Origin of the sequence: Aeromicrobium fastidiosum (genome assembly GCF_017876595.1) — a bacterium.
Classification (GTDB): Bacteria; Actinomycetota; Actinomycetes; order Propionibacteriales; family Nocardioidaceae; genus Aeromicrobium; species Aeromicrobium fastidiosum.
Genome location: NZ_JAGIOG010000001.1, coordinates 1,646,102 through 1,669,235 on the forward strand (window position 1 = coordinate 1,646,102; position 23,134 = coordinate 1,669,235).

At 68.4% G+C, this 23,134-nt stretch carries 19 protein-coding genes; 13 read left to right on the forward strand and 6 right to left on the reverse strand.

From position 1 onward, the window contains the following. Positions 1-2 precede the first annotated feature (2 nt). From JOF40_RS08160 to JOF40_RS08185, 6 genes are all read left to right on the forward strand, one after another. Entirely contained in the window at positions 3-353 is a 351-nt protein-coding gene (locus JOF40_RS08160) for a metallopeptidase family protein (protein WP_129185413.1), read from the forward strand. After that, the gene (locus JOF40_RS08165; RefSeq protein ID WP_129185414.1) at positions 346-1,005 is read left to right on the forward strand and encodes a pirin family protein; all 660 of its coding nucleotides are present in this window, start codon (positions 346-348) and stop codon (positions 1,003-1,005) included. Before JOF40_RS08160 ends, JOF40_RS08165 begins: the two co-directional genes overlap by 8 nt. Before the next feature lie 74 nt (positions 1,006-1,079). After that, the gene (locus tag JOF40_RS08170) at positions 1,080-2,438 is read left to right on the forward strand and encodes an FAD-binding oxidoreductase (RefSeq protein ID WP_307800764.1); all 1,359 of its coding nucleotides are present in this window, start codon (positions 1,080-1,082) and stop codon (positions 2,436-2,438) included. After that, positions 2,435-3,724 (forward strand): class I SAM-dependent methyltransferase, encoded by a 1,290-nt coding sequence (locus JOF40_RS08175; RefSeq protein WP_129185416.1) that lies wholly within the window; start codon positions 2,435-2,437, stop codon positions 3,722-3,724. The genes JOF40_RS08170 and JOF40_RS08175 overlap by 4 nt, the downstream gene beginning before the upstream one ends. 21 nt (positions 3,725-3,745) lie before the next feature. Then, positions 3,746-6,196, forward strand: a complete 2,451-nt coding sequence (locus JOF40_RS08180; protein WP_129185417.1) for a glycosyltransferase family 2 protein — start codon at positions 3,746-3,748, stop codon at positions 6,194-6,196. 84 nt (positions 6,197-6,280) lie between these two features. Continuing rightward, the gene (locus JOF40_RS08185) at positions 6,281-8,395 is read left to right on the forward strand and encodes an acyltransferase family protein (protein WP_129185418.1); all 2,115 of its coding nucleotides are present in this window, start codon (positions 6,281-6,283) and stop codon (positions 8,393-8,395) included. Here the strand turns inward: JOF40_RS08185 and JOF40_RS08190 are convergent. The 4 genes from JOF40_RS08190 to JOF40_RS08205 all read right to left on the reverse strand — a co-directional run bounded on the left by JOF40_RS08190 (position 8,392) and on the right by JOF40_RS08205 (position 14,104). Beyond that, positions 8,392-10,074 carry a CDP-glycerol glycerophosphotransferase family protein gene (locus JOF40_RS08190; RefSeq protein ID WP_129185419.1) on the reverse strand — a complete coding sequence of 561 codons (1,683 nt, stop codon included), beginning with the start codon at positions 10,072-10,074 and terminating at the stop codon, positions 8,392-8,394. The genes JOF40_RS08185 and JOF40_RS08190 overlap by 4 nt on opposite strands. Continuing rightward, on the reverse strand, positions 10,071-10,415 hold the full coding sequence (locus JOF40_RS08195; RefSeq protein ID WP_129185420.1) for a hypothetical protein: 345 nt from the start codon (positions 10,413-10,415) through the stop codon (positions 10,071-10,073). Before JOF40_RS08195 ends, JOF40_RS08190 begins: the two co-directional genes overlap by 4 nt. Then, complete coding sequence (locus tag JOF40_RS08200; RefSeq protein WP_129185421.1) at positions 10,412-12,874, reverse strand: glycosyltransferase family A protein; 2,463 nt, start codon at positions 12,872-12,874, stop codon at positions 10,412-10,414. Before JOF40_RS08200 ends, JOF40_RS08195 begins: the two co-directional genes overlap by 4 nt. A 78-nt stretch (positions 12,875-12,952) precedes the next feature. Next, a complete protein-coding gene (locus tag JOF40_RS08205; RefSeq protein ID WP_129185422.1) occupies positions 12,953-14,104 on the reverse strand; it encodes an HNH endonuclease signature motif containing protein in 1,152 nt (383 codons plus the stop codon). A 382-nt stretch (positions 14,105-14,486) separates the two neighbouring features. On the opposite strand from JOF40_RS08205, the gene JOF40_RS08210 reads away from it, so the two are divergent. The 7 genes from JOF40_RS08210 (at position 14,487) to JOF40_RS08240 (ending at position 21,048) form a co-directional block, all read left to right on the forward strand. Then, entirely contained in the window at positions 14,487-15,410 is a 924-nt protein-coding gene (locus JOF40_RS08210; protein ID WP_129185423.1) for a C39 family peptidase, read from the forward strand. A 185-nt stretch (positions 15,411-15,595) separates the two neighbouring features. Continuing rightward, positions 15,596-16,633, forward strand: coding sequence for a hypothetical protein (locus tag JOF40_RS08215; RefSeq protein WP_129185972.1), 1,038 nt, complete (start codon positions 15,596-15,598; stop codon positions 16,631-16,633). A 654-nt stretch (positions 16,634-17,287) separates the two neighbouring features. Next, positions 17,288-17,671 (forward strand): peptidase inhibitor family I36 protein, encoded by a 384-nt coding sequence (locus JOF40_RS08220; protein ID WP_129185425.1) that lies wholly within the window; start codon positions 17,288-17,290, stop codon positions 17,669-17,671. A gap of 57 nt (positions 17,672-17,728) precedes the next feature. Further along, positions 17,729-18,274, forward strand: coding sequence for an RNA polymerase sigma factor (locus JOF40_RS08225; RefSeq protein WP_188111897.1), 546 nt, complete (start codon positions 17,729-17,731; stop codon positions 18,272-18,274). After that, positions 18,271-19,383 (forward strand): hypothetical protein, encoded by a 1,113-nt coding sequence (locus tag JOF40_RS08230; protein WP_129185427.1) that lies wholly within the window; start codon positions 18,271-18,273, stop codon positions 19,381-19,383. Before JOF40_RS08225 ends, JOF40_RS08230 begins: the two co-directional genes overlap by 4 nt. Positions 19,384-19,908: 525 nt before the next feature. After that, on the forward strand, positions 19,909-20,271 hold the full coding sequence (locus JOF40_RS08235; RefSeq protein WP_129185428.1) for a glycosyltransferase: 363 nt from the start codon (positions 19,909-19,911) through the stop codon (positions 20,269-20,271). Between the two features lie 36 nt (positions 20,272-20,307). Next, positions 20,308-21,048 (forward strand): glycosyltransferase family 4 protein, encoded by a 741-nt coding sequence (locus JOF40_RS08240; protein WP_129185429.1) that lies wholly within the window; start codon positions 20,308-20,310, stop codon positions 21,046-21,048. Between the two features lie 23 nt (positions 21,049-21,071). On the opposite strand, the gene JOF40_RS08245 is transcribed toward JOF40_RS08240, so the two are convergent. Both JOF40_RS08245 and JOF40_RS08250 read right to left on the reverse strand, forming a co-directional pair. Further along, entirely contained in the window at positions 21,072-22,298 is a 1,227-nt protein-coding gene (locus JOF40_RS08245; protein WP_129185430.1) for a hypothetical protein, read from the reverse strand. Positions 22,299-22,340: 42 nt separating this feature from the next. Next, the gene (locus JOF40_RS08250; protein ID WP_129185431.1) at positions 22,341-23,132 is read right to left on the reverse strand and encodes an exodeoxyribonuclease III; all 792 of its coding nucleotides are present in this window, start codon (positions 23,130-23,132) and stop codon (positions 22,341-22,343) included. Positions 23,133-23,134 lie beyond the last annotated feature (2 nt).

Consider the following 23,134-nt stretch of genomic DNA (forward strand, 5'->3'; position numbering starts at 1 on the left):
GCATGATCCAGCTGAGCGAGGACCGGTTCGCCGAGCTGGTCGAGGCGGCGTTCGCGGGGGTGCCGGACGAGCTGGCCGCGCTGCTCGACAACGTCGTGCTGTTCATCGAGGCCGACGCCCCGGCCGACGATCCGACCCTGCTGGGGCTCTACGACGGCATCCCGCTGACCGAGCGTGACGGCACGTACGCGGGCGCGATGCCCGACCGCATCTTCGTCTACCGCAACCCGACGCTCGAGATCTGCGACACCGAGGACCAGGTCGTCGAGGAGGTCGGCATCACGGTCGTGCACGAGATCGCGCACCACTTCGGCATCGACGACGACCGGCTGCACGAGCTCGGCTATGCGTGAGGTCCGGCGCGCGGGGCAGCGCTTCCGCACCGTCGGCGACGGGGTGCAGACGTGGCACAGCTTCTCGTACGGCGTGCACTACGACCCCGAGCAGATCGGATTCGGCCCGGTCATGGCGGTCAACGCCGAGCACGTCGAGCCGGGCAGGGGCTACGACGTCCACCACCACGCCGACGTCGAGATCGTCACGTGGGTGCTGCAGGGCGTGCTGCGCCACGAGGACTCGACGGGGCAGTCGGGAGACATCCGGCCGGGGACGGCACAGCGGCTGAGCGCGGGTACGGGCGTGCGGCACTCCGAGCGCAACGCGTCGGACGACGAGCCGCTGGTGTTCGTGCAGATGATGCTGCGCTCCGACCACGACGGCGATCCCGACTACGCCCAGGTCGACGTCCTGCCTGTGCCCGGCACCCTGGTCCCCGCGGTGTCGGTGCGAGCGTCCGCCGAGCTGTTCGTGGTGCGGCTCGACGCGGGGCAGGCGGTCGAGGTGCCGGCCTTCGCCCGCAGCCTCGTGATCGTCACACGGGGGGCGATCGGGGTCGACGGCACCGGGCTGACGGCGGGTGACGAGCTGCGGTCGAGCAACGAGGGGCCGCACGAGCTGGCGGCGACGGTGCCCGCCGAGGTGCTCGTGTGGCAGCTTGGCGGCTGACCACGGCGCTTCGTTGCGCCACGCAACGAACCCCCTGAGGTCTCCCGTCACCGCAGGGTCCTAGGCTGACGGGCGTGAAAGGTTGGCATGCACACGCCGAGGCGGTCGAACGGCTCCTGACGTCCTACGCGAACATCCCGCCGGGTGCGAGGGTGCGTCTGGCCAAGAAGACGTCCAACCTGTTCCGCCCACGGTCGGCCGACGACGCCCCGGGGCTCGACGTCAGCGGTCTCGACGGCGTCATCGCGATCGACGCCATCGCGGGCACGGCCGACGTGCAGGGCGTCTGCACCTACGAGCACCTCGTCGAGGCGACGCTGTCGCTGGGTTTCATCCCCTACGTCGTCCCGCAGCTGCGCACCATCACCCTCGGCGGGGCCGTGACGGGCCTCGGTATCGAGTCGACGTCGCTGCGCAACGGCCTGCCGCACGAGTCGGTGCTCGAGATGGACATCCTCACGGGCTCCGGCGAGCTCGTCACCGCGACGCCCGACAACGAGCACGCCGACCTGTTCGAGGCCTTCCCCAACTCGTACGGCAGCCTCGGCTACGCCACGCGGCTGCGCATCAAGCTCGAGAAGGTGCCGCCCTACGTCACGCTCCGCCACGTGCGCATGGCCGACGCGGCCCAGGCCGTCAAGGCCATCGCCGACATCGCCGAGACCGGGCACTGGCACGGGGAGCGCGTCGACGGCATCGACGGCACCGCGTTCACGCCCGACGAGATCTACCTGACGCTCGCGACGTTCACCGACGTCCCGCAGCGCGTCAGCGACTACACCGGCATGGACGTCTACTACCGCTCGATCCAGCAGCGCGAGATCGACGCGCTCACGATGAACGACTACATCTGGCGCTGGGACACCGACTGGTTCTGGTGCTCGGGGGCGTTCGGCGCGCAGAAGCCGCTGATCCGTCGCCTGTGGCCCAGGCGGTTCCGTCGCAGCGACGTGTTCCACAAGATCGTGGGCCTCGACGAGCGCTTCGGCATCATCCGCACGCTCGACCGCATCAAGAAGATCCCCGGCCGCGAGCGGGTCATCCAGGACGTCGAGGTGCCCCTCGACAAGCTGCCGGAGTTCCTCGAGTGGTTCGACGCCGAGGTCGGCATGCGTCCGGTGTGGCTGTGCCCGCTGCGCACGACCCGCGCCTGGCCGGTCTACCCGCTCGATCCGAGCGACGTCTACGTCAACGTCGGCTTCTGGGGCACCGTCGAGGTGCCGGCCGACGCGCCGGCGGGCCTCGTCAACCGTCGCATCGAGGACGCCGTGCACGGCATGGGCGGGCACAAGTCGCTGTACTCCGAGGCCTTCTACGACCAGGCCACGTTCGACCAGATGTACGGCGGAGACGTGCTCGCCGCCGTGCGCTCCCGATACGACCCCGACAGCAGGCTGAGCACCCTGTACGAGAAAGCGGTGAAGAACTCATGAGCGTTGAGACCGGAGTGCGGATGTCGATCGCCGATGCGCTGGGCAAGCTGATGAAGGAGGGCCTGCCGTTCCGGTTCGAGGCCTTCGACGGCAGCTCGGCCGGCCCGCTCGACGCACCGTTCACGCTGCGACTGCTCAACGAGCGCGGTCTGTCGTACCTCATGACGGCTCCGGGCGACCTCGGCTTCGCCCGGGCGTACGTGGCCGGCGACCTCGAGCTCGAGGGCGTCCACCCGGGAGACCCCTACGAGGCCATGGTGCTCATCATGAGCCAGCTGCGGTTCAAGGTGCCGTCGGCCGGCGAGATGGTGCAGATCGTCCGCAGCCTCGGCTTCGGCAACCTCAAGCCCCCGCCGCCGCCCGAGGAGGAGCACCTGCCCAAGTGGCGCCGTGCCCTCGAGGGCCTGCGGCACAACAAGAAGCGCGACGCCGAGGCGATCCACCACCACTACGACGTCTCCAACCGCTTCTACGAGCTCGTGCTGGGCCCGTCGATGACCTACACGTGCGCGGTCTACCCGACGCTCGAGTCGTCGCTCGAGGAGGCGCAGTACGAGAAGTACGACCTGATCTGCCGCAAGCTCGACCTCAAGCCCGGTGACCGTCTGCTCGACATCGGCTGCGGCTGGGGCGGCATGGTCCGCCACGCGGCGCAGCACTACGGCGTCCAGGTGCTCGGCGTGACGCTGTCGCGCGAGCAGGCCACGTGGGCGCAGCAGAAGATCAAGGAGCAGGGCCTCGACCACCTCGCCGAGGTGCGGTTCTCCGACTACCGCGACGTGCCGGAGGGCGAGTTCGACGCGATCAGCTCGATCGGCCTGACCGAGCACATCGGCGTCAAGCAGTACCCCGACTACTTCGCCTTCCTCGAGGGCAAGCTGCGCGTCGGCGGCCGTCTGCTCAACCACTGCATCACCCGGCCCAACAACAAGACCACCACGACGGGTGCGTTCATCGATCGCTACGTGTTCCCCGACGGCGAGCTCACGGGCGTCGGGCGCATCACGGTCGCGGCCCAGGACGCGGGTCTCGAGGTGCGCCACGTCGAGAACCTCCGCGAGCACTACGCCATGACGCTCAAGGGCTGGTGCGACAACCTGGTCGAGCACTGGGACGAGGCGCTCGGCGAGGTCACGATCGGACGCGCCAAGGTGTGGGGCATCTACATGGCCGGTTCGCGGCTGGCCTTCGAGCGCAACGAGATCGAGCTGCACCACGTCCTGGCCGTCAAGCCCGACCGCACGGGCAACGCGAGCTGGCCCCTGCGTCCCACCTGGGGCAGCTGAGCCGCGGCTAGTCTCGTGGGCGTGACCGATCACCTCGACGTCCTGCGCGACCAGCTCGACTACGTCGACGTCGACCCCTACGCGGTCGCGGCCCACGCACTGCGGTTCGGGACGCCCGACGCGCTCGACCTGCTGGCGCTCATGGCGTCGGAGGGGCGCGACGGGTATGCCGTGCTGCGGGCGGCCGCGGACCGGTACGCCGCCGATGGGACGCTGCCGACCGGGCTGGTGCCGCGGGCCGTGGGTGCTCTCGGGCAGGCCCTGATCGGCAGGCACCACCGATCGGACGGCTCGTACGTCGCGTCGGCGCGCATGCACCGCCTGGCCCACGCGATCGGCACAGCGGACGACCAGCCGACGGGCTTCGCCAAGCTGCTGGTGCAGACCCAGCTGGCCGCAGGCGATCTCGCCGCCCTCGACGCGCTGCTGGCGTCCGGGCCCGACCTGGTCGACGAGCACCTGGCGTGGATCGTGCGCACCGACCGGCTCCGCGGCGATGACACCAGCCCTGCGGCGATGGCGGCGTGGAGCGACTCGTTCGCGGAGATCTTCGCGGAGGGACAGGCCCCCGTCCGGCTCGGCACCGGCGAGGGACGTCCGTTCGACCGGCTCGAAGCCATGCCGTCGGCCGCCACGCAAACGGCCGGCGAGGCCCCGCTCGTCACCGTGGTGATGTCGGTGTTCGCGCCCGACGAGAGCTTCCGCACCGCGGTGCGGTCGATCCTCGACCAGACCCACCGCCACCTCGAGCTGCTCGTGGTCGACGACTGCTCACCCGACGCGGAGGCCACGATCGCCGCGGTCGGCGACTGGGACGAGCGGGTCACGGTGCTGCGCATGCCCGAGAACGGCGGCACCTACCGGGTGCGCAACCACGCGCTGTCCCACGCGCGCGGCGAGCTCGTGACGTTCCAGGACTCCGACGACTGGTCGCACCCCGAACGGCTCGCCCGCCAGGTCGCGGCGCTCGAGGCGCGTCCCGACGCCGTTGCGTCCCTCAGCTCGTGGGTGCGCATGACGCCCGATCTCGAGCTCAACCGCGTCGGCTACGCGGCGACCCGCGTCAACGCCTCGTCGCTGATGTTCCGGCGCGCGCCGGTCGTCGAGCGGCTCGGCGGCTTCGACACCGTCCGCAAGGACGCCGACTCGGAGTTCCGCGACCGCTTGGCGGCCGCCTACGGCGACGACGCGATCGTCGTGCTGCCCGACGTGCTGGCGGTCGCCCAGCTCACCGCTGACTCGCTGTCGCGCGACGACTTCGCCTTCGGCTGGTGGGCACCGACGCGCGAGGCCTACGGCACGTCGTACGCCCACTGGCACGACCGCATCCGCAGCGGGTCGGCGTCGCCGCGCCTCGACCCGGCGGGCCCACGGACGTTCTGGGCACCGGCGAGCTTCGTCGACCGGGTGCCCGAGCCGGTCACGTGCGACGTCGCCTACGTGTCCGACTGGCGGGTGGGCATCAACCGTTATGACGGAGCCCCGCGGCGGGTGCGGGCGCTGCTCGACGCCGGCCTCACGGTGCACGCCGGTCAGTCCGTCAATCTGCGCCACGCCTACCGCACTCGGCGCGAGCAGGTGCCGGAGATCGGGCAGCTGCGGGCCGAGCGCGACCTCGGCTGGCTCGTCTGGACCGAGCCCGTGCACGCCGCCGTCACGGTCATCGACTCCGCCGAGCTGTTGATGTTCCCGCGCCACGCCGCCGACGTTCGGGTCACGACCGGCCGACTCGTCGTGGCGGCCGGCACCTCGCCCCGGCAGTCGTCGCGCGGGTGGACGCTGTACGACCCGGCCACCGTCGAGCGGCACGGACGCGAGCTGTTCGGGGTCGACGTCGAGTGGCTCCCCGCCCACGCGGGTGTCGCCGACGACCTGCGCGCGGCCGGGGCGACGACGACGATTCTGCCGCCGCGGGGCATCGCGGTGGTCGATCCCGGCCTCGCCCGTCCTGCCGTCGTCGGCACGCCGCCCGTCATCGGGGCGGCGCGTCTCGAGAAGATCGGCAAGAACCGTCTCCCCGGGGCGCAGCTGCTGCAGTACCTCCCGGCCGACCCCGCCTACGCCGTCCGGGTGCTCGACGACGACGAGGTCGTCGCCAAGCTGTTCCGCAAGAACCCCATGCCGGCGAGCTGGACGATCGTCGAGGGCGTCCCGCTCGACGTCTTCGCGGCCGGCGTCGACGTGTTCTTCGGCTACGCCCCCGAGGCATGGGGCGACGGGCCGACGTGGCCCATGATCTCCGCGCTGGCGTCAGGGGCGGTGCTGGTCGTCGACCCGCGCCACCGGTCGACGTTCGGCGACGCCGCCGTCTACGCCGGTCCCGACGAGGCGCGGCGCACGATCGACGAGTTGGTGGCCGATCCACGGGCCTACGCGCGGCAGCGTGAGCGGGGCGACGCCTTCGTCCGCGCCGCGCTCGATCCGGCTGCCTTCGCGGCTGACTGCGCGGGCTGGCTTCGGCCCATCGGATAACCTGTCCGGGGCCTGCCGGGCCTCACCGCGACCGAGAGCACCGAGAGCACCGAGATCACCGAGAGCGCCCCTGGGAGGGAAGTCATGTCGTCCGCACAGCACCGCTCGGGTGACACGACCCTCACGAAGCCCGATCACGGCCGCACGATCCGGCTCGACATCGAGGGCATGCGCACGATCGCCGTCGGCTCGGTGCTGATCGCGCACGCGGGCGTGCCGTTCGCGGCCGGAGGGTTCGTCGGTGTCGACGTCTTCTTCGTGCTGTCGGGCTTCTTGATCACGGGGCTGCTGGCGCGCGAGGTCTCGCGCACGGGCCGGGTCAGCCTCGGCAACTTCTGGGCCCGCCGCATGAAGCGGCTGCTGCCGGCCAGCGCGACGGTGCTGGTGTTCTCCACCCTCGTGACCTATCTCTACCTGCCGATCACGCAGCGGGAGGACTTCGGCGGCGACATCCGCTCGGCCGCCCTCTACGTCGTCAACTGGCGGCTGGCCGCCCGCGGCGTCGACTACCTCGCCGAGGACGTCGGCCAGTCCCCGGTGCAGCACTACTGGTCGCTCGCGGTCGAGGAGCAGTTCTACGTCGTCTGGCCCATCCTGATGCTCGTCATCGGCCTCCTCGCGGCACGGCGGTGGAAGCTGGGGGCGTTCGCGGTGCTCGGCGTCGCGACGGTCGCGTCCTTCGCGTACTCGGTGCAGCAGACCGCCGACAGCCCGGCAACGGCCTACTTCGTGTCGACGACCCGCATCTGGGAGCTCGGCATCGGTGCGCTGCTGGCCCTCGCCGCGACCCGGGTGGAGCGCCTCCCGAGCGTCCTGCGCGCCATCGGCGGATGGCTGGGCATCGCGCTGATCGCCTTCGCGGTGTTCGTCTTCGACGAGAAGACGACGTGGCCCGGCACCAACGCCCTCGTGCCGACGGTCGGTGCCGCGCTCATGATCGCGAGCGGCCTGCGATCGACGCCGGGCTCGCCGCAACGGCTGTTGAGCCTGCCGCCGATGGTGTGGATCGGCGGCCTGTCGTACTCGATCTACCTGTGGCACTGGCCGATCCTCGTGGCGGCGCAGGCCAAATATCCCGACCTCCAGCTGCGCTGGGTCGTGCTGCTGATGATCGCCTCGATCGTCCCGGCCTACCTCAGCAACCGGTTCATCGAGAATCCCGTCCGCTTCGGCACGTTCTTCAAGCCGACGGGACGCGCGATCGGTCTCGGCCTGGCCCTCACAGCGGTCGGCGTCGGCGTCGGCTGGGGGCTCAGCGTCTCGGCCACCGCAGGCGGCGTCACCGAGGCCGACACGGCCGCGAGCCCCGGCGCGGCGGCGTTGCTCGACCCGGCCAACAAGGACGTCGACTGGAGCGCGATCCGGTCGGTGGAGCGCATGCGACCGCTCGCGACCGAGGCGGTCGATGACCGTCCGGGGTTCTACGACGACGGCTCGGGCTGCCAGGTCGACGACGGCATCGCCGAGCCCAAGGCCTGCACCTACGGCGACACCTCCTCGCAGCGCACCGTCGTCATCGTCGGCGACTCCAAGATGGCGCAGTGGCAGCCCACCTTCGCCACGATGGCCAAGCGCGAGGGCTGGAAGCTCGTCCAGCTGACCAAGTCGTCGTGCACCTTCGCCGATGTCGAGTTCGCCCGCGAGAACCGCGTCGACTGCCGTGCCTGGGGCCGAACGGTGCTCAAGGACATCCTCGACCTCAAGCCCGATCTCGTGATCGAGTCGCACCGGTTCATCGATGCCCTCCCGCCCGGACGCACCGATGACGCCGACTCGACCGAGGAGGCCATGGTCAACGGCCTCACGAGCTACTGGCGCACCATCACCGACGCAGGCATCCCGCTCGTGACGCTGCTCGACAACCCGTCTCCGCCCAACGCACCGGTCTACGAGTGCGTCGCCGCGGCACCCGACGACTTGAGCAGCTGCTCGTTCGAGCTCGCCGGGGCGGTCAAGGCGTCCGGTGCGGTCGCGCAGCGCAAGGCGGCCGCCGAGGTGCCGGGCGTCGGCATCATGGACATGACGTCGACGATCTGCCCCGACGGCGACCGGTGCGCGGCCGTCATTGGCAACGTGCTCGTCTACCGTCAGGGCACGCACCTGACCAAGACCTTCATCGACACCGCGGAGCGTCAGCTGTCGGCCGCGCTCTACGACGCCTCCGACGGCGCGTTCGGCACGACCATCGATACGCCCTAGACAGCCCCGCGCGTCGCCACGAGGCGCTCGATCGCCTCGACCGCACGTCGCGAGTTGCCGCGGTCGTGGAACGTGAATGCGGCCTGCGCGCGCTGCTCGTAGACCGGCTCGCGGCGGTGGTCGCCGTCGAGGTAGGCCTCGATCGCGTCGATCGTCGACTCGACGTCGTGGGTCACGGGCCCGAAGCCGTCGCGCTCGTGGTCGAACCACGACGGCTCGGCGTGGCCCGCGTCGAACTCCTCGCGGTCGAAGTGCGTGTAGATCAGCGGGGTGCCGAGGTAGGCGAGGTCGAAGTGCACCGAGGAGTAGTCGGTGATGAACAGGTCGCACCGGCGCATGACGTCCTGGATGTCGGACGCCCCGCCGTCGAGGATCGTGACCCGCTCGCCGACGGCCGCGGCACCGTCGAACTGGGCCATCAGGTTGTAGTGCGGCATGAGCTCGAAGCGGTGGTCGTGCTGCTCGAGCAGGGCGTGCAACCGCGGGCTGCGCAGCAGGCCGTCGACGAACCGCTGGTAGGTCGACCCCTCGAATGGCACCTCGCCCGTCGCGCCCGACGTCCGCAGCTCGGTGCTGTAGAGCTCGGGGGCCAGGTAGCGCCGCCACGTCGGCATGAACAGGATCGTGCGGCTGGGCGGCGTCGGCACGAGCGCGTCGAAGCGGGGCAGGCCGGTCTCGACGACCTGCTGGTCGTAGCCGGACGTGTGCCGGATCGCCTCGGTCTCGCGGCTGCTCGCGGTCAGGTAGAGGTCGTAGCCGCCGGTGCGTCGCCGCACGTCGGTGGTCTTGTCGTTGATGCCGTGCTTGAGGTAGACGCGGTAGGCACCGGTGCGCCAGCCGAGCTGACGCATGTAGTGCTGCTTGGGCCACTGCGACGGCACCATGTGCTTGATCGAGTAGGCATTGGCCAGCACCGTCGCGTGCACCATCAGCAGCCGGTGCCGCAGCGACGAGTGCCGCACGACGCGTCCGAGCCGGCTCAGCTCGTCGAACCGGTCGCTCGACGGGTCGAGCACGTAGTAGGCCCGGACGTCGGGGCGCTCACGGCGCAGGTAGGTGAACAGGTGGTAGCCGTTGTCGCGGGCCGTGTCGGCGCGCTCGCCGACGAGCCAGACCTGACGGCCGAGGAACAGCGGACGGGTGAGGGCGCGCACGGGCTGCACGAACGCGAACGGACGCCGCCGCAGCACGTCCTTGACCGCACGGGCGGCCAGCGCCGCCGTCCAGCGCAGCCCCGCGAACCGCCGCGGATACGCCTGCGCCACGAACTCCGCGTGCTCGGTGACGGACGGGAACAGCTGCACCCGCCTGCCGTCGACCGCGATCGGGCGCGACGAGGCCAGCGAGCCGGGAGCCGCGCCGACCGGCACGACGGACGCACCGAGCGAGATCTCCATGCCTGTGGTGCCGACCGGCACCTGCTCGATCGGCACGTCCGCGACGAAGCCGGTCCAGCGGTCCGCGCCGTCCTCGTGCCGCAGGCGGGGCTCGGTGGCGACGGTGAGCTCGCGGGTGCCGTCGGGACGCAGCCAGTGCAGCAGCAGCTGCTGGTCGGCGGGCTGCTCCCCGTCGGTGCCGGGCCGGCGGCACGTGCCGACCAGGCGGAGGACGCGTCCCGCATCGACGACGTCGACCCCGTGCAGGCTGGCCGCGATCAGCTGGACCGGCTCGTCACTCACTTGCCCTTGGCCTCCAGCTCGGCGATCGCGTCGAGGATCGACTGCCGGGCGTGCGCGAGGTCGGTGAGGGTGCGCGCCGACGAGCGGTCGACCGCGGCGCGCAGCTCGTCGACCGTGCCGACCCCGCTGGTGCCGGCCTCCTCGCCGGGCGACGTCAGCAGGTAGCCGACGATCGTCGCCTGCAGGGCCAGGATGCACAGCAGGCTGAGGTCGTACTCGTCGGCGATCGTCGCGATGACACCGATCACGACGAGCACCGCCGTCGCGACGACCAGCACGAGGGTGCGCTCGGCGATGAGTCGACGCACGAGCGTCTTTGCGGTGCGCTGCCAGGTGCTCATCGGACTCCTCGGGTGCTGACGGGCATGGTGGTGAGGGCCTTGACGGCCGCGGCGTACGAGGCGGGGGCGAGGTCAGTCTCGCAGAACCGCAGGGAGCGTTGCTGCTGCGCGGCGTGCAGCTGCGGGTCGGACGCCAGCCGCTCGATGGTGCCGGCGACGTCCGGGTCGTCGAGGTAGAGCGCGGCGTCGCCGAGCAGCGGACGCAGAGCCGGCTCGACCACGACGACGCACCCACGCGACATCGCCTCGAGGGCCGGACGCAGGAGCGTCGCGCCGGGCACCTTGGTGGGCGGCACGACCACGATGTCGCACAGGTCGTGGAAGGCCGTCGTGCCGATCGCGCCGGCCGAGAAGCGCAGGGCGTCCGGACGGAGAGGACCCCGGGGCTCGCCCTCCAGCACGCGCACGTCGGCCGACGCCGGCAGCAGGCCACCCAGTCCTCGGCGGTCGGCGATCTCGAGCGCCTCGGTGGCCGCGTCGACGATGCCGACGACGGGGGCACCGGGGACGAGCCGCCGTCGCGGGAAGCGGGCGGGCCGCACGACCTGCATCGCCCGCGGCGGGTGGACGGTGCCCGTGGCACCTGACGCGGTGATCGCGGCGGCGACCTCGGCGGTCGCGGGCAGCCACTGGACGTCGACCCCGAACATCGTGCGCACGACCGACTCGACGTGCGCCGGGTCCCACCCGACGGGCAGGCGGTCGGCGACCACGGCGACCGCCTCGGGACGCATCGCGACGGAGTCGGCCGAGCGGGGCAGCGCCAGCAGGTCGACATCGCGCACGAGCAGCACCTTGGGCGTCATGGGAGCGCCCAGCAGGGCCCAGTCGGTCACCCGGCGGTACATCAGCTCGAGCAGGTCGGCACGTGGGTAGTGGCGCTGACGCGACGAGAAGCGCAGGGCGTCCATCCGGGCGACGCCGACCGTGAGACCGGCGTCGGCCAGCGCGGCCACCTCGTCGGCTGCTCCCGCGTGTGCCAGCGGACCCGGACGCGGATCGGTCAGCACCACGACGTCGGGGGCCAGGTCGGCATAGTCGACGCCCTCCATGTCGGGCGGCGCGGGGAATGCGCGGGTTCCGTCCGGCAGCGACGAGTGTGGCGGCGTGAGGCCGGCCGCGATCTTGCCGTGCCAGTGGCGGAACGCCGAGTGGTAGGTCGCGCGTGCAGGACGGTGCCAGCTGGGCCGGAAGTCCTCGCGCGACAGCGAGCCGCCGGTCAGCTGGTACAGCGACAGCGGCACCTTGAGGTTGACGATGCTCTTCAGGCCGTAGACCGTCGCGATGCGCTCGATGTACTCGGTGTCGGCACCCTTGCGCATCAGGTCGAACGGGCCCAGGGCGTCGAACACCTCGCGCTTCATGAGCAGCGATGGGGCGCTGTGCGCGAACGCCAGCGAGCCGACGCGGGTGATGTAGAGATCGGTGTGCAGGCGGATGGCCTTCGACAGCGTCGCGACGACCTTCGCATCGGCGAACTCGGCCATCTGGCGCTCGAGCCGGCGCGGGTGCGACCAGTCGTCGCCGTCCTGGATGCCGAGGTACTCGCCGCGTGCGATCGAGAGACCGTGGTTGCGCGCCCGGTACGCCCCGCCGTTGACCGGCATGCGGTGGTAGCTGACCCGCTCGTCGAGAGCAGTCGCCCGCTCGAAGACGTCCTCGAAGCCGGCCGGGCTGTGGTCGTCCACGAGGATGACCTCGAGGTTGGCCCACGTCTGCTCGAGGATCGACCGGGTCGCGGTGAGCAGGCTCTCGGTCGGCGACCAGACGGGCATCACGATGCTGATGAGCGGCCCGTCGACCGAGCCGGCGGGGGCGTCGGTGCGGACCGTGTCGAACGGGCTGTCCGTGGCCTCGAAGCGCATCGGGTCGAGGCCACGCTCGAGGAACGGCGCGTTGAACCGCTCCTGCCACGTCTCGAGCGGGGCCGGCTCGATGCCGCGGAACGGGCTGACGATGTCGAGGTTGACCGCCCAGTGGTACCAGGACTCGGCGCTGTTGGTCGTGACGTCGGGCGTCGCCTGCGAGGTGTGCCGGCGCACGTAGTCGGCCCGGCCGACGGCGAGGTGCGCCTGGACGTCCTGCCGGTCGTACTCATAGGGGTTGCCGTCGCGGTCGGCGATCGTGCGGGCGAGGGCGAACAGATCGGCCGCGGTGCGGAAGTTGCCGTCGGAGCCGAAGGCGCGACCGAGCATCAGGTACGCGAAGCCGTACAGCGACGGGCCGTGCAAGGGTGCCAGCGTCGCGGCGTCGGGCGCGCGGCCGGCGGTCGCCTCGGCGGCCATGCCGGCGAGCTCGTCGACGCCGTAGTGGCCGCGTGACGCTTTGCGCGCCAGCATCTCCTCGCCGCCCTCGTACTCGTAGCGCAGCAGCGTCGCAGCGAGCCGTGCGCTCGACATGACACCGGAGTCGGCGAGGTCGGCGAGGTGCGGGGGCAGGCCGTGGATCGGGGTGTTCACCGGTGGGACTGCTCGCTTCCGGGTCGACGACGTCGCAGGGCTTCGGGGGTGCCTCGCCAGAATACGGGCTCGGTCGACTCAGGCCGCGTGGTGCTCCGACGCGTCGTTGGGGCGGGTGGTCCACCGCAGGACGCCGTGGCCCTTCATGATGTGGTGCCTTCGGCACAAGGGGCCGAGGTTCTCGGCCCGGGTGGGTCCGTGGGGCCAGGGGGTGACGTGGTCCTGGTCGCACCGAGTGGCGGGCACCATGCAGCCGGGTGCCTGACAGACCTCGTGGAGGTACTGCAGCGCCAGGTCGAGGATGTCGGGCGCGAACCTGCCGAGGTACTCGTGGCTGAGGATGTCGCCGGACACCGGATGGGTGACGATTCTGTGCCAGAAGGTGCTGCCGCCAGAGACGACGTCGGCGATCCACCGGGCGGGGACGGCCCAGCGTCCGTCGGCGGACTCGGCGAACCCGGCCACAGCACCCGCGAGGACGTCGGCGTCGATCGTGACGGCGATGTTCGCCGCGACGGCCGAGCTGGTGCGTACCTCGTCGTCCCTTGAGCCTGTCGAAAGGCACCAGGCCACCAGGAGGTCAGCCTCCCGCTGGGCGACGGTGCGGTCGTCATCGTCGGGTGCGGGCTTGCGGGCCTCGGTGCGGAGGCGGTGCTCGATCGCGGCGGCTTCGTGGGAGGGCAGGTAGGCGTTGAGCCAAGACATGGCGTCGTCGCCGTGGGTCACGGACACGTGCCGGTCGCGGCGCTGGGCCTCGGCGCGCTCGACCGCGAGGTCGGGCTCGACCCGCTGGACGAATCGCCTCAGCCATTGCCGGAGCTCTGCGGGCGTGTGCTCGGCGGCGTAGCCGACGACCAGCCGCTCGAGCCGGTGCACCGACTCAGCCCGCTGCAGCTTCTCGAGCGTTGCCGAGATGTCGCGCACGCGATTCCAGTCGAGGGTGCCGTGGGAGAACGCGGCCCACACCGAAGGTGTCTGTTGGCGGATACGGTCGGCCACCGACAGGCGCAGCTGGACCTGCCCCTCGGACAGCTGGGTGGCCTCGGCGATCGCGAGCGCGATCGCCGACCGTTCGACCTGTCGCAACCGTGCCGGCTCGACGTGAGCGGTGCGGGCCATCTCGGCGTCGCGGTAGTCGAGCATCCGGGCGACCTCGAACCACTCGGCTCGCGCACGCCAGCTCGTCACATCGCCGAGATCGGCGAGGATCGAAGCGGTCGAGGTGGCCATACATCTAACCTAGAACCAGCCACTGACAGTTGGTTCGGGCCAGGATTGGGCTGTGCACAGCGGAGTCACGTTCCTGGCCGACCTGCCGAGATGTGGCAGCGGAGAGTATCGAATACTCCAAGTTGCCACCGGATCGCGCACCAGTCCTGTATCGGTCCCGGGGTCAGTTGAGCAGTCACCCCCACACCCGGCAACGAGTCCCCCCGGCCCTGACGCGTGTCTCTAGCCTCTCCCAAACTGCGTTCTCGCAATCCGACGACGATTGTCTAGGCGGGAGACGTGATCCACCGTGTCCGACTGGGACTAATCATCGCGGAGCCATCTCGGAGTCCTGCGCGAACCTCGAGCAGGACGGCTTCCAATTCCGGATGAAGGATCAAAGATGAGTTCCAGAAGAACACGATCTCTAGCAGTCGCGGCTATCGTCGGTGCCCTGTTCGCGGTATCGAACCCGCGGACTGCCACGGCCTCGGTCCAGGCGACCGACGATTCGGGCCCAGTCTTCGACGGAATCGGGCCCGGTGTCGATTACGTCCCTGGCGTCGATCCTGAAGCTGACGCCCGGCGTGCGTTGTACACGGCATACGGTGAGGCTGTGCAAGGGCGTTTGGATGCATCCGCGCTCACCGAAGCGGTAGAAACCTTCGAGGACACCACTGGCGAATCGGTTACCGAAGGTGCTGCCCCGATTCCTGAGCTGGCGAAGGTCACAACAGGGATGGTCGCTGGCAAGGCTGCAACTACAGCTGCCACGACCGCGCACTCGCTGGCAGTTCCGTACTACTCACAGGGGACGGACAACAACTACTGCGGACCGGCGACGGCCAAGATGATCTTGGCTTGGGAGGGCCACAACACGAGCGCCTACAACCCCTCCCACAACAACACCGAATCGCGCCTCGCGACTTCGGACTACTTGAAGACCGATCTGCACGGGGCGACTAACTGGGGCACGAAAGACATGGAACTGGGTTTCGACAAGTTCTACGGAAGCAACTATTTGCTGCAAGACGACTCGCCGAGCGTCAGTTCGTACGTAGGCACGGTTGTTTCACACATCGACGGTTTTGACGCACCAGCCGTCGGAACCCACGAACCCGCGGGCGGCTATCACTACAACGGGCATCCGGCCGGGCAGACCATCAGGCACTGGCTTGTCGTCAAGGGTTACACCACTAATGCTGTGGGAACGACCTACCTCGACTCCTCCACGTCGATCTGGACTGGCGTGGATCAACAGTTCAACTACGGGAACAGCGCGTTCGTGCCGCGATACATCACGGGCTACTACGGTATTGCTTCATGAGAATGGTGGGGGCGCGGTCTCTGATCGCTTCGTTTCTTTTGATTCTCGGAGGATGTAGTGGTGGTACTTCGTCCCCACCGCCTGCGGGTGTCCCGTCAGCGAGTGCAAGTTCTGGCGCAACAGGCGGTACAACGCCGCCCAGCATCCCTGTAGCCAAATTCGAAAGACCCCTGACGGAAGCCACCTTGATCCGAGATGGTGTCGACGCCAAGACGGTTGCGGTCTTGAGGCAGGAGTTCGGCTCGGAACAGGCCATCTACTACGGCCTGGACCGGCGCGCCGGGATCGCCTTCGGGAGCATCAGCAAGTTGGACGGTGAGTCAGGATTGGCACCACGAGATGCCTTCATCACCGATCTGAAGACCAAAGAAATGGTCCGGATCTCCAACGGGCGAACACGCCCTGACCCCACTCAGTTCACGTCGATGACGTTTTCCAACGGGCACCTCGTCTGGGTAGAGACCGACTCCGACAACTTATCGGCCAGCAACTGGGTGATGTACGCGTACGAGCTGGGTCCCGGTGGCCAAATTCGCGGCGGGCATACCGTCGAGTTAGCCAGAGCTCCAGACGTCGGCGTGAAGCCCGTACCGATGGCAGCAGGCTCAACAGTGCCAAGGATCTCGGGCTCGGAGGTGTATTTCGCCGCAGTCTCTGCCGTTCGAAAGAACAAGAACGAGACGTCGGCATACAGAGTTCCTCTCGACGGCTCGTCGAAAATGTCCCTCTTCGAACGAGACGTGGATGGTGTATTCGCAGACGACGACTGGGTCTACTTCGGCCGGGGCGATGACCTTCTACGCCGTTCTGTCCGCGCCGGATCAAAGGCTGAGCCAGTGGCAGCTATGGACAGTATTCGTTCGTTTTGCGGCGGGGCGTTCGCACACGGCATGTTCGTAGCGTGCAGCAACAGGGCCCGCACCCAGAACCTCAAGATATTCGACACGAAAGACAACCTGATCGCCGATATCGACGTAGGTGAGAACTCGATCTCCGCGTCCACGTTGGACATCACAAGCGACCTCGTTGCCTTCGACATCGTCAGTGGGATGGGAAGCAGGATCCACCGGTATGTCTTCGATGTGCACAGCGGTCGTCTGAGTCTCCTCAGCAAGAAGAACGTCAACACCATCGCGAGTGGGTCCGGCCGGATTCAGCAACTTCGGGTCCAGCCGGAAAAAGGGATCGCCGAGTCGTTCGAATTTGTCGAGATCCTTGCATGATGCTGACGGATGCCTGCTTAGGCTGAGCACGTCGAAGATGAATGCAATTCAGACCGTGCCGGAGCAGCGCGCCGAGACCCGCCGTGACCAAGGCCCTGAAGGCACCAATTCTTCGCGGGCACGGCGGCGCGTGATGAACGTCTGGAACACTGGACGCTTGACGGCGACTGACGGCGACTGACGGCGACTGACGGCGACCAGGGCGGCGTCGGTCGTGTCGGTCCTCTCGGCACCGGCGATCGGATGTCGCGGTAGGTCGAGACAGTGACCTCGATCTGTGTTCAGTCAGCACGCGACAAATCCGTCCGACCGTGGGCTCCCACCGGTGGTCGGCATGGAGTCGAGCAGAACCTGTTGGAGCGGTCGACCTCCGCTGCGACGAAACTCGATGCTGTCTCCAACATGCCGTCGGTCCGGCCCAACCCGGCGTTCCTCCTGAACGCTCGGATCTCGCACGCGCTCACACTGGAACGCCGATAGGCCGTTCTCGCTGCCAACAGCGCGCCCCGATTGGAGATAAGGCGAGCCCGCGCGGTGCACGGATCGGAGCCTGCGCGCCAGCTTCTTGCTGTCACTGTTGAGGACCGCGGATCACCGTCCGTCGCCATTTCTCCTGCAGCGGTGACGCATCGTCGTGTTGGCCGATGAGTGAGCATGAACTACTCGAACTTCGTAGCCAAAAGCCTGCCCGCGTTGCTGCTTGGAACCGTTCTGTTCCTGCAGCCCAACATTGCTCAAGCAAACGAGATGAGCCCAAACATCATGTCTCAATGCTCGGCCGGCTATTTCTGTGTGTGGTCTGGAACAAATTTCACCGGGCAGTTTCAACGCATCGCAGCGACAAACTCGTACCGGGGCATCACGCTCACAGCGACCAAGTCGTACTACAACAACCGCATGCAACGGACGTGGTTGCATTCAGATCCGTCTGGCGGCGGATCCAGTTTGTGCATCAACCCAGGTGCCGCCAAGGCGAACACAAGTGGATGGCAGGCGGAAGCCGAAGCAGCCTACCTCGCGACTGTCACTTCTTGCTGACAGTGGGAAACAGCACGCGGTCTACGGTGGGCCGGGCTGCCGTATATCGTGACGCTTGTGACCGAAGAGGACTTCCGAAACCTCTACGACGCTCTCCGCGACTCGGTCCATCTTTTCGCGTTGCGACGCGTCGGATTTGAAGCAGCAGGTGATGTCGTTGCCGAGACGTTCGAAATTGCCTGGAAGAAGCGAGACGAGTTCCCCACCGACCCGACGGCTTGGGCTGGGTGGGTCGTAGGCATCGCGAAAAACAAGGTGCTGCAAGAGCTACAACGACGGACGCGTAAACATCACGACAACAGGTTCGTGGAGGACCGGCAGTCTTCCCAACCCATGCTGGCGCACGACGATGTGGCCCAGACCGTTGTCGACTCAGACGCCGCCCGCCTCATCTACGACCAACTGACGCCGGCCGAACAATGGCTATTCGACGTGGCCTTCATTCGAGAACTGACGCCGAAGGACGGGGCCAAGATTCTCAATATATCGGTATCTGCTTTCACCAGCCGAGTCAATCGCCTACGCCGACGCTTGGGTGCTTTGGAACTGAAGGGAAACGTTGAGCCTCAACACCCGCTGTGGTCAGGAGGCGCACCCTTGTGAACTCTGAATACGACGATCAAGAAGCAGCGAGCCAGATCGAACAGTTCCGTCGAGACGCTGAACGACTGGGTTTCGGACGGTCCGCTGACCTGTTCGGGGCTAATCAACTAGAGACGTCTGACGATTTCATACTTCGTATGAAATCTGCGGCGACGGAGCGCCGTCGGCCCGAAACGAAGCCCCGAGACAAGTCGTCGACACGGCGTTGGAAGACCCGACCTAGAATGGTCGCTGCAGCAATTGCGGCCGCAGCCACGGCCGCTCTCGTCTTCGGGATGGGGCAGTTTGGGGATTCTCCAGCGTCGGCCGACACACCTGCTGTTCTCGATTTCGAGTTCGCGTCGGCCGTGCGCATCGCTTACGCGCCTGGCACCGACCCCGATTCGACACTGGCTCTGCTGGCGAGCGCCGCTGATGCGGACCTTCGGCATGGACCCGCACACCAGGGACCTATCCAGTACAAGAAGTCCGACAACTGGTACATCGAAAACGATGACGGCAAAACCTCCCGGATTGTCCCACGCGTCACAGAGACTTGGCTGCGCCCAGACGGATCTCTTACAACTCGTGAGGCGGTAGGTAAGCCGTTGACCCAGGACGGGCGCGGAGCAACCGGTTCCGCCAGCCGAAAGGCGGTCAGCGAGACGCTTCCCCCTGGAACGGTCGATGCCGCTTTTGCCGAATCCCTACCCCTCGACCCATCACGACTGTCCACCGCCTTACTCGTTCACAGCGGGTGTCAGTCGACAGAACTGAGCGACGTCAGGTCGATGTGCCTGTACAGGGAAGTAGTAGACCTGACGGAGACGTACGTCCTACCGCGTGGCTTGACAGAAGCAATCTGGACCATGCTTCGATCCGAAGTAGGCTTCCGAAGTTTGGGGACGGTAAAGGACCGCGCTGGACGGGACGCTCTGGGCCTGTCGATCATCGACTCGAACCGGCCCACCGTGCGGCATCTCCTTCTGGGAGACTCTGACGACGGCCGGATCGTCGGGTTTGAAGAGATCCTCATTAAGCGGGATCCAGATATGGACACCCGTCCGCCATCGGTACTTTCGTTCTCAACGGTCTTGAAATCCGAGCGCTCGACGACGGTGCCGGAATGACCAATGTCGACGTCGGCTTTGCTGAGCTCGCCGGCCCGATGCCCAGTTGACGGTTCTCCTCCAGCACGTCGGTGGTCATACCTCGCGCACGGCCTTGGTATTCCTGGCAGCCCAGCCACATGGCGGACGGCCGCGGACTTATCTGTGTGCTCAGGTATCGCCTCGGCAAGCATCCGCAGCGCACGCTCATGAGTCTCGGGCTCAAACGTGTTCGGCACCCCTCCCGGCTGCCAAGGCGCAGCATCGACCCACCACTGGTGGTTGAAAATGGCACCCCACTTCGCGGGGAGGTCTGGCCATCGTCCGGAGTGGCCTGCTCACGCTGGTCGGCGGGCCGCCGTCGCTTTTCCCTGAACCACGTCTCAGCCCGGTGCTCAGAATGATCCCGCTGCAGATCCATGTCCCGCGTCAGCTCGGTCGCAGTGACATCACCCGCCACCGGGCAGAAGAAAGTTCCAACGGGCGGGAGATCCTCGCGCGGACGTGATCCGGTTGTCGCGGTGGTCCGCGGGCAGCCATGACGCCATGGTCGACGGCAGGCACGTGGCGCACTTCGTGATGATGAATCCCAACAAGCGAGGTCCGGTCGAGCTGCTGTTCCCGGTTCTCGCACGCGAGTGGGCTGCCCGCGGGGGCCGCACGTCCTGCTGGTTCACCGCGGAGCCACCGGCCTGGTATGCCGCGATGCTCGATGACGCCGGGGTCGAGCACGGTGTGATCGACGGCGTCACCGACGGAGTCATCGACAAGGACGCGTGGAACGCGGCCGTCGAGCGAGCAGCCCTCGACCTGCGGCCCGACCTCGTGCACATCCATCACGGCTGGCACGGATCGGCCGCTGCCCTGGCACGGCAGGGCATCCTGGCGGTGCAGACGGAGCACTCGTGACGCTCTCCGCAGCGGCTCGAGCCGCTGCGACGGCTGGTGCGTCACCACGGCCAGCGTGCGGTCAAGCGCTTCATCGCCGTGGCCGAGCTCATCAACGTGCAGACCCAGCGCGACTTCATGGTGCCGGCGGCCAAGGTCGTGACCGTGCACAACGGCGTCGACACCGAGCACTTCCGGCACCGCCCCGACGAACGAGCAGCACTGCGGCACGAGCTGCTGGGCATCGACGACGACCGCCTGGTCATCGCGCAGGCCGCCTTCCTGGACGCCCGCAAGCGTCAGGCGATGCTGATCGAGGCGATGCCCACGGTGCTGCTCGCCGATCCGCGCACCCACCTCGCACTCGCGGGCGGGGGCGACGACGAGCCGATGCTGCGTGAGCTGATCACGTCGCTCGGTCTCGGCGACAACGTCAGCCTGCTCACCGGCGACAACGACATCGCTGCGCTCTACGCGGCCTCGGACGTCGCCACGCTCGTGTCGACCCACGAGGGCCTGCCCGGCAGCGCGATCGAGGCGCTCGCCTGCGGGCTGCCGCTGCTCATCGCGCCCAACGGTGGCAGCGTCGAGGTCATCGAGCACGAGGTCAGCGGCCTGTTCCTGCACGACGAGACCGTTGCCGGCACGGCAGCCGCGCTCACTCGGCTGGTGACGGACGCCGGCCTGCGCGAGCGACTCGCTGTCGCGGGGCTCGAGCGGGTCCGCGAACGGTTCGACATCCGGGTCACGGCCCGGCGTACGGCTGACGTGCACGAGAGCGTCCTGGCAGCCGGCTGATCGCCTCCAACCCCGTGACCCTCTCATCTGGCCGCTGGCGGCGCGCGGTGATCGTCGGCGTCATCGTCCTGTTCGCCTGTGGCGCGGCGACCGTGTCGCTGACACGGAACGACGACAGGTCGGGCGTCCTGCCCTACTCGGCGCCGGACGTCGTCAACCCGATGCGCGGGCAGTTCGACAACATCCTCACCGGCCTCTTCCCACAGTCGAACGAGGCGAACCGCGATCTGCCCGCATGGCCCGGGACGCGGGACGCGGCGCTGCGATTCACGTGGCGGTCGCTGCAGCCGGTCGACCCCGCTGACCTGCCGGCCGATGCACCGGACGACGAGCGCTACGACTTCAGCGTCATCGATCGGGCGCTCGACGCCTACGAAGCCCGCGGCATGAGGCTCACGCTGCGCATCTCGTCGTACGACTCGTGCTGCGAGCAGCTGCGGCCGGGGGACGTCAACATCGGGGTGCCCGACTGGCTCGCCGCGAGGGACGGTGCGGTTGACCGGTACGACCGCGACGGCACCGTGCAGGTCATCCCCGACTGGAACAGCGTCGCCTACCTCGACGGGTTCACGTCCTTGGTGGCAGCGCTCGGCCGCCGCTACGACGGCGACGAGCGGCTGGCGATCTTCGAGATGTCCGGTTGCGGCGACTTCAGCGAGAACGTCCTGCCGGTGCTGAGGGACGATCTCGACGCCCCGGGCCCCGCCGAGGAGGTCAGCGAGGAGGTCCTCGGCCACTACAGCCAGTACCGCGACCAGTTCATCACCGCGGCGTCCGCCCGGCGCCTCGTCGCCGCCAACCTGCGTGCCTTCCCGCGGACGCAGATGCTCACGGCACCTGGGAACGCGCTGATCGTCAAGGAGCTCATGCGTGACAGCGACGCCCTCGACGCCGTCACGCACCCGGTCGGGATCAGGTCGGACTGCCTCGGCGTGCAGGAGGTGCTGCCGACATGGGCGACCGACCCGTCGTCGGAGTACGTCAAGCGTGGCGACGCGATCATCGACGTCGTGAAGCGGCGTCTCGTCGAGGCGCCGGTCGTGACCGAGTGGTGCCAGGTCGTCGCGGAGACGGGCTCCGACCTGGACCTGAGGCAGGTCGACGTCGACCAGGACGGCGGCGACGAGATGCCCACCGCCGCCACGGCCACCGACACCGTGGCCTTCGATGCCGACGCCGACCTCGAGCCCGGCACCTACACCGTCACGGCGGTGGTCTCGTGGGACGAGCACAAGGCCGGGGCGACCCACCGCGTCGACCTCGGACCCATGCTGCCCGCGCGGGCGGCTGTCTCAGGCCAGGTCGACGATGACGGGGGCGTGGTCGCTGGCGCCCTTGCCCTTGCGCTCGTCGCGGTCGATCCACGCGTTCTCGACCCGGGCGGCGAGGGCGGGGGAGGACAGGACGAAGTCGATGCGCAGGCCGCGCTTCTTCGGGAACGCGAGCTGCTGGTAGTCCCAGTAGGTGTAGACGCCGGGGCCCGGTGTGAACGGCCGGACGACGTCGGCGTAGCCCGCGTCGACGACGGCCTGGAAGGCGTCGCGCTCGGGCTGCGACACGTGCGTCTTGCCCTCGAACGCCGTCACGTCCCACACGTCGTCGTCGGTGGGGATGACGTTCCAGTCGCCCGTCAGCGCGATCTGCGCCGTGGGGTCGTCGGCGAGCCACTGGGCCGAGGCCTGTCGCAGGCGCTCGAGCCACTGCAGCTTGTAGTCGTAGTGCGGGTGGCCGAGCTCGCGGCCGTTGGGCACGTAGAGGCTCCAGACGCGCACGCCGCCGCACGTGGCTCCGATTGAGCGGGCCTCGACGATCTCGGGGTCGCCGAACATCGGCTGGTCGTCGGCGAACTGGGTCGCGACGTCGTCGAGTCCGACGCGCGAGATCAGCGCGACGCCGTTCCACTGGCTCAGCCCGCGGTGGACGTATTCGTAGCCCATCGCGGAGAGCTCGAGGCCGGGAAACTGGTCCTCGCGGCACTTGGTCTCCTGGACGGCCAGGACGTCGATGTCGTGACGTTCGAGGAAGCCCGTGACGCGGTCGATGCGGCTGCGGATGGAGTTGACGTTCCAGGTGGCGATACGCACGT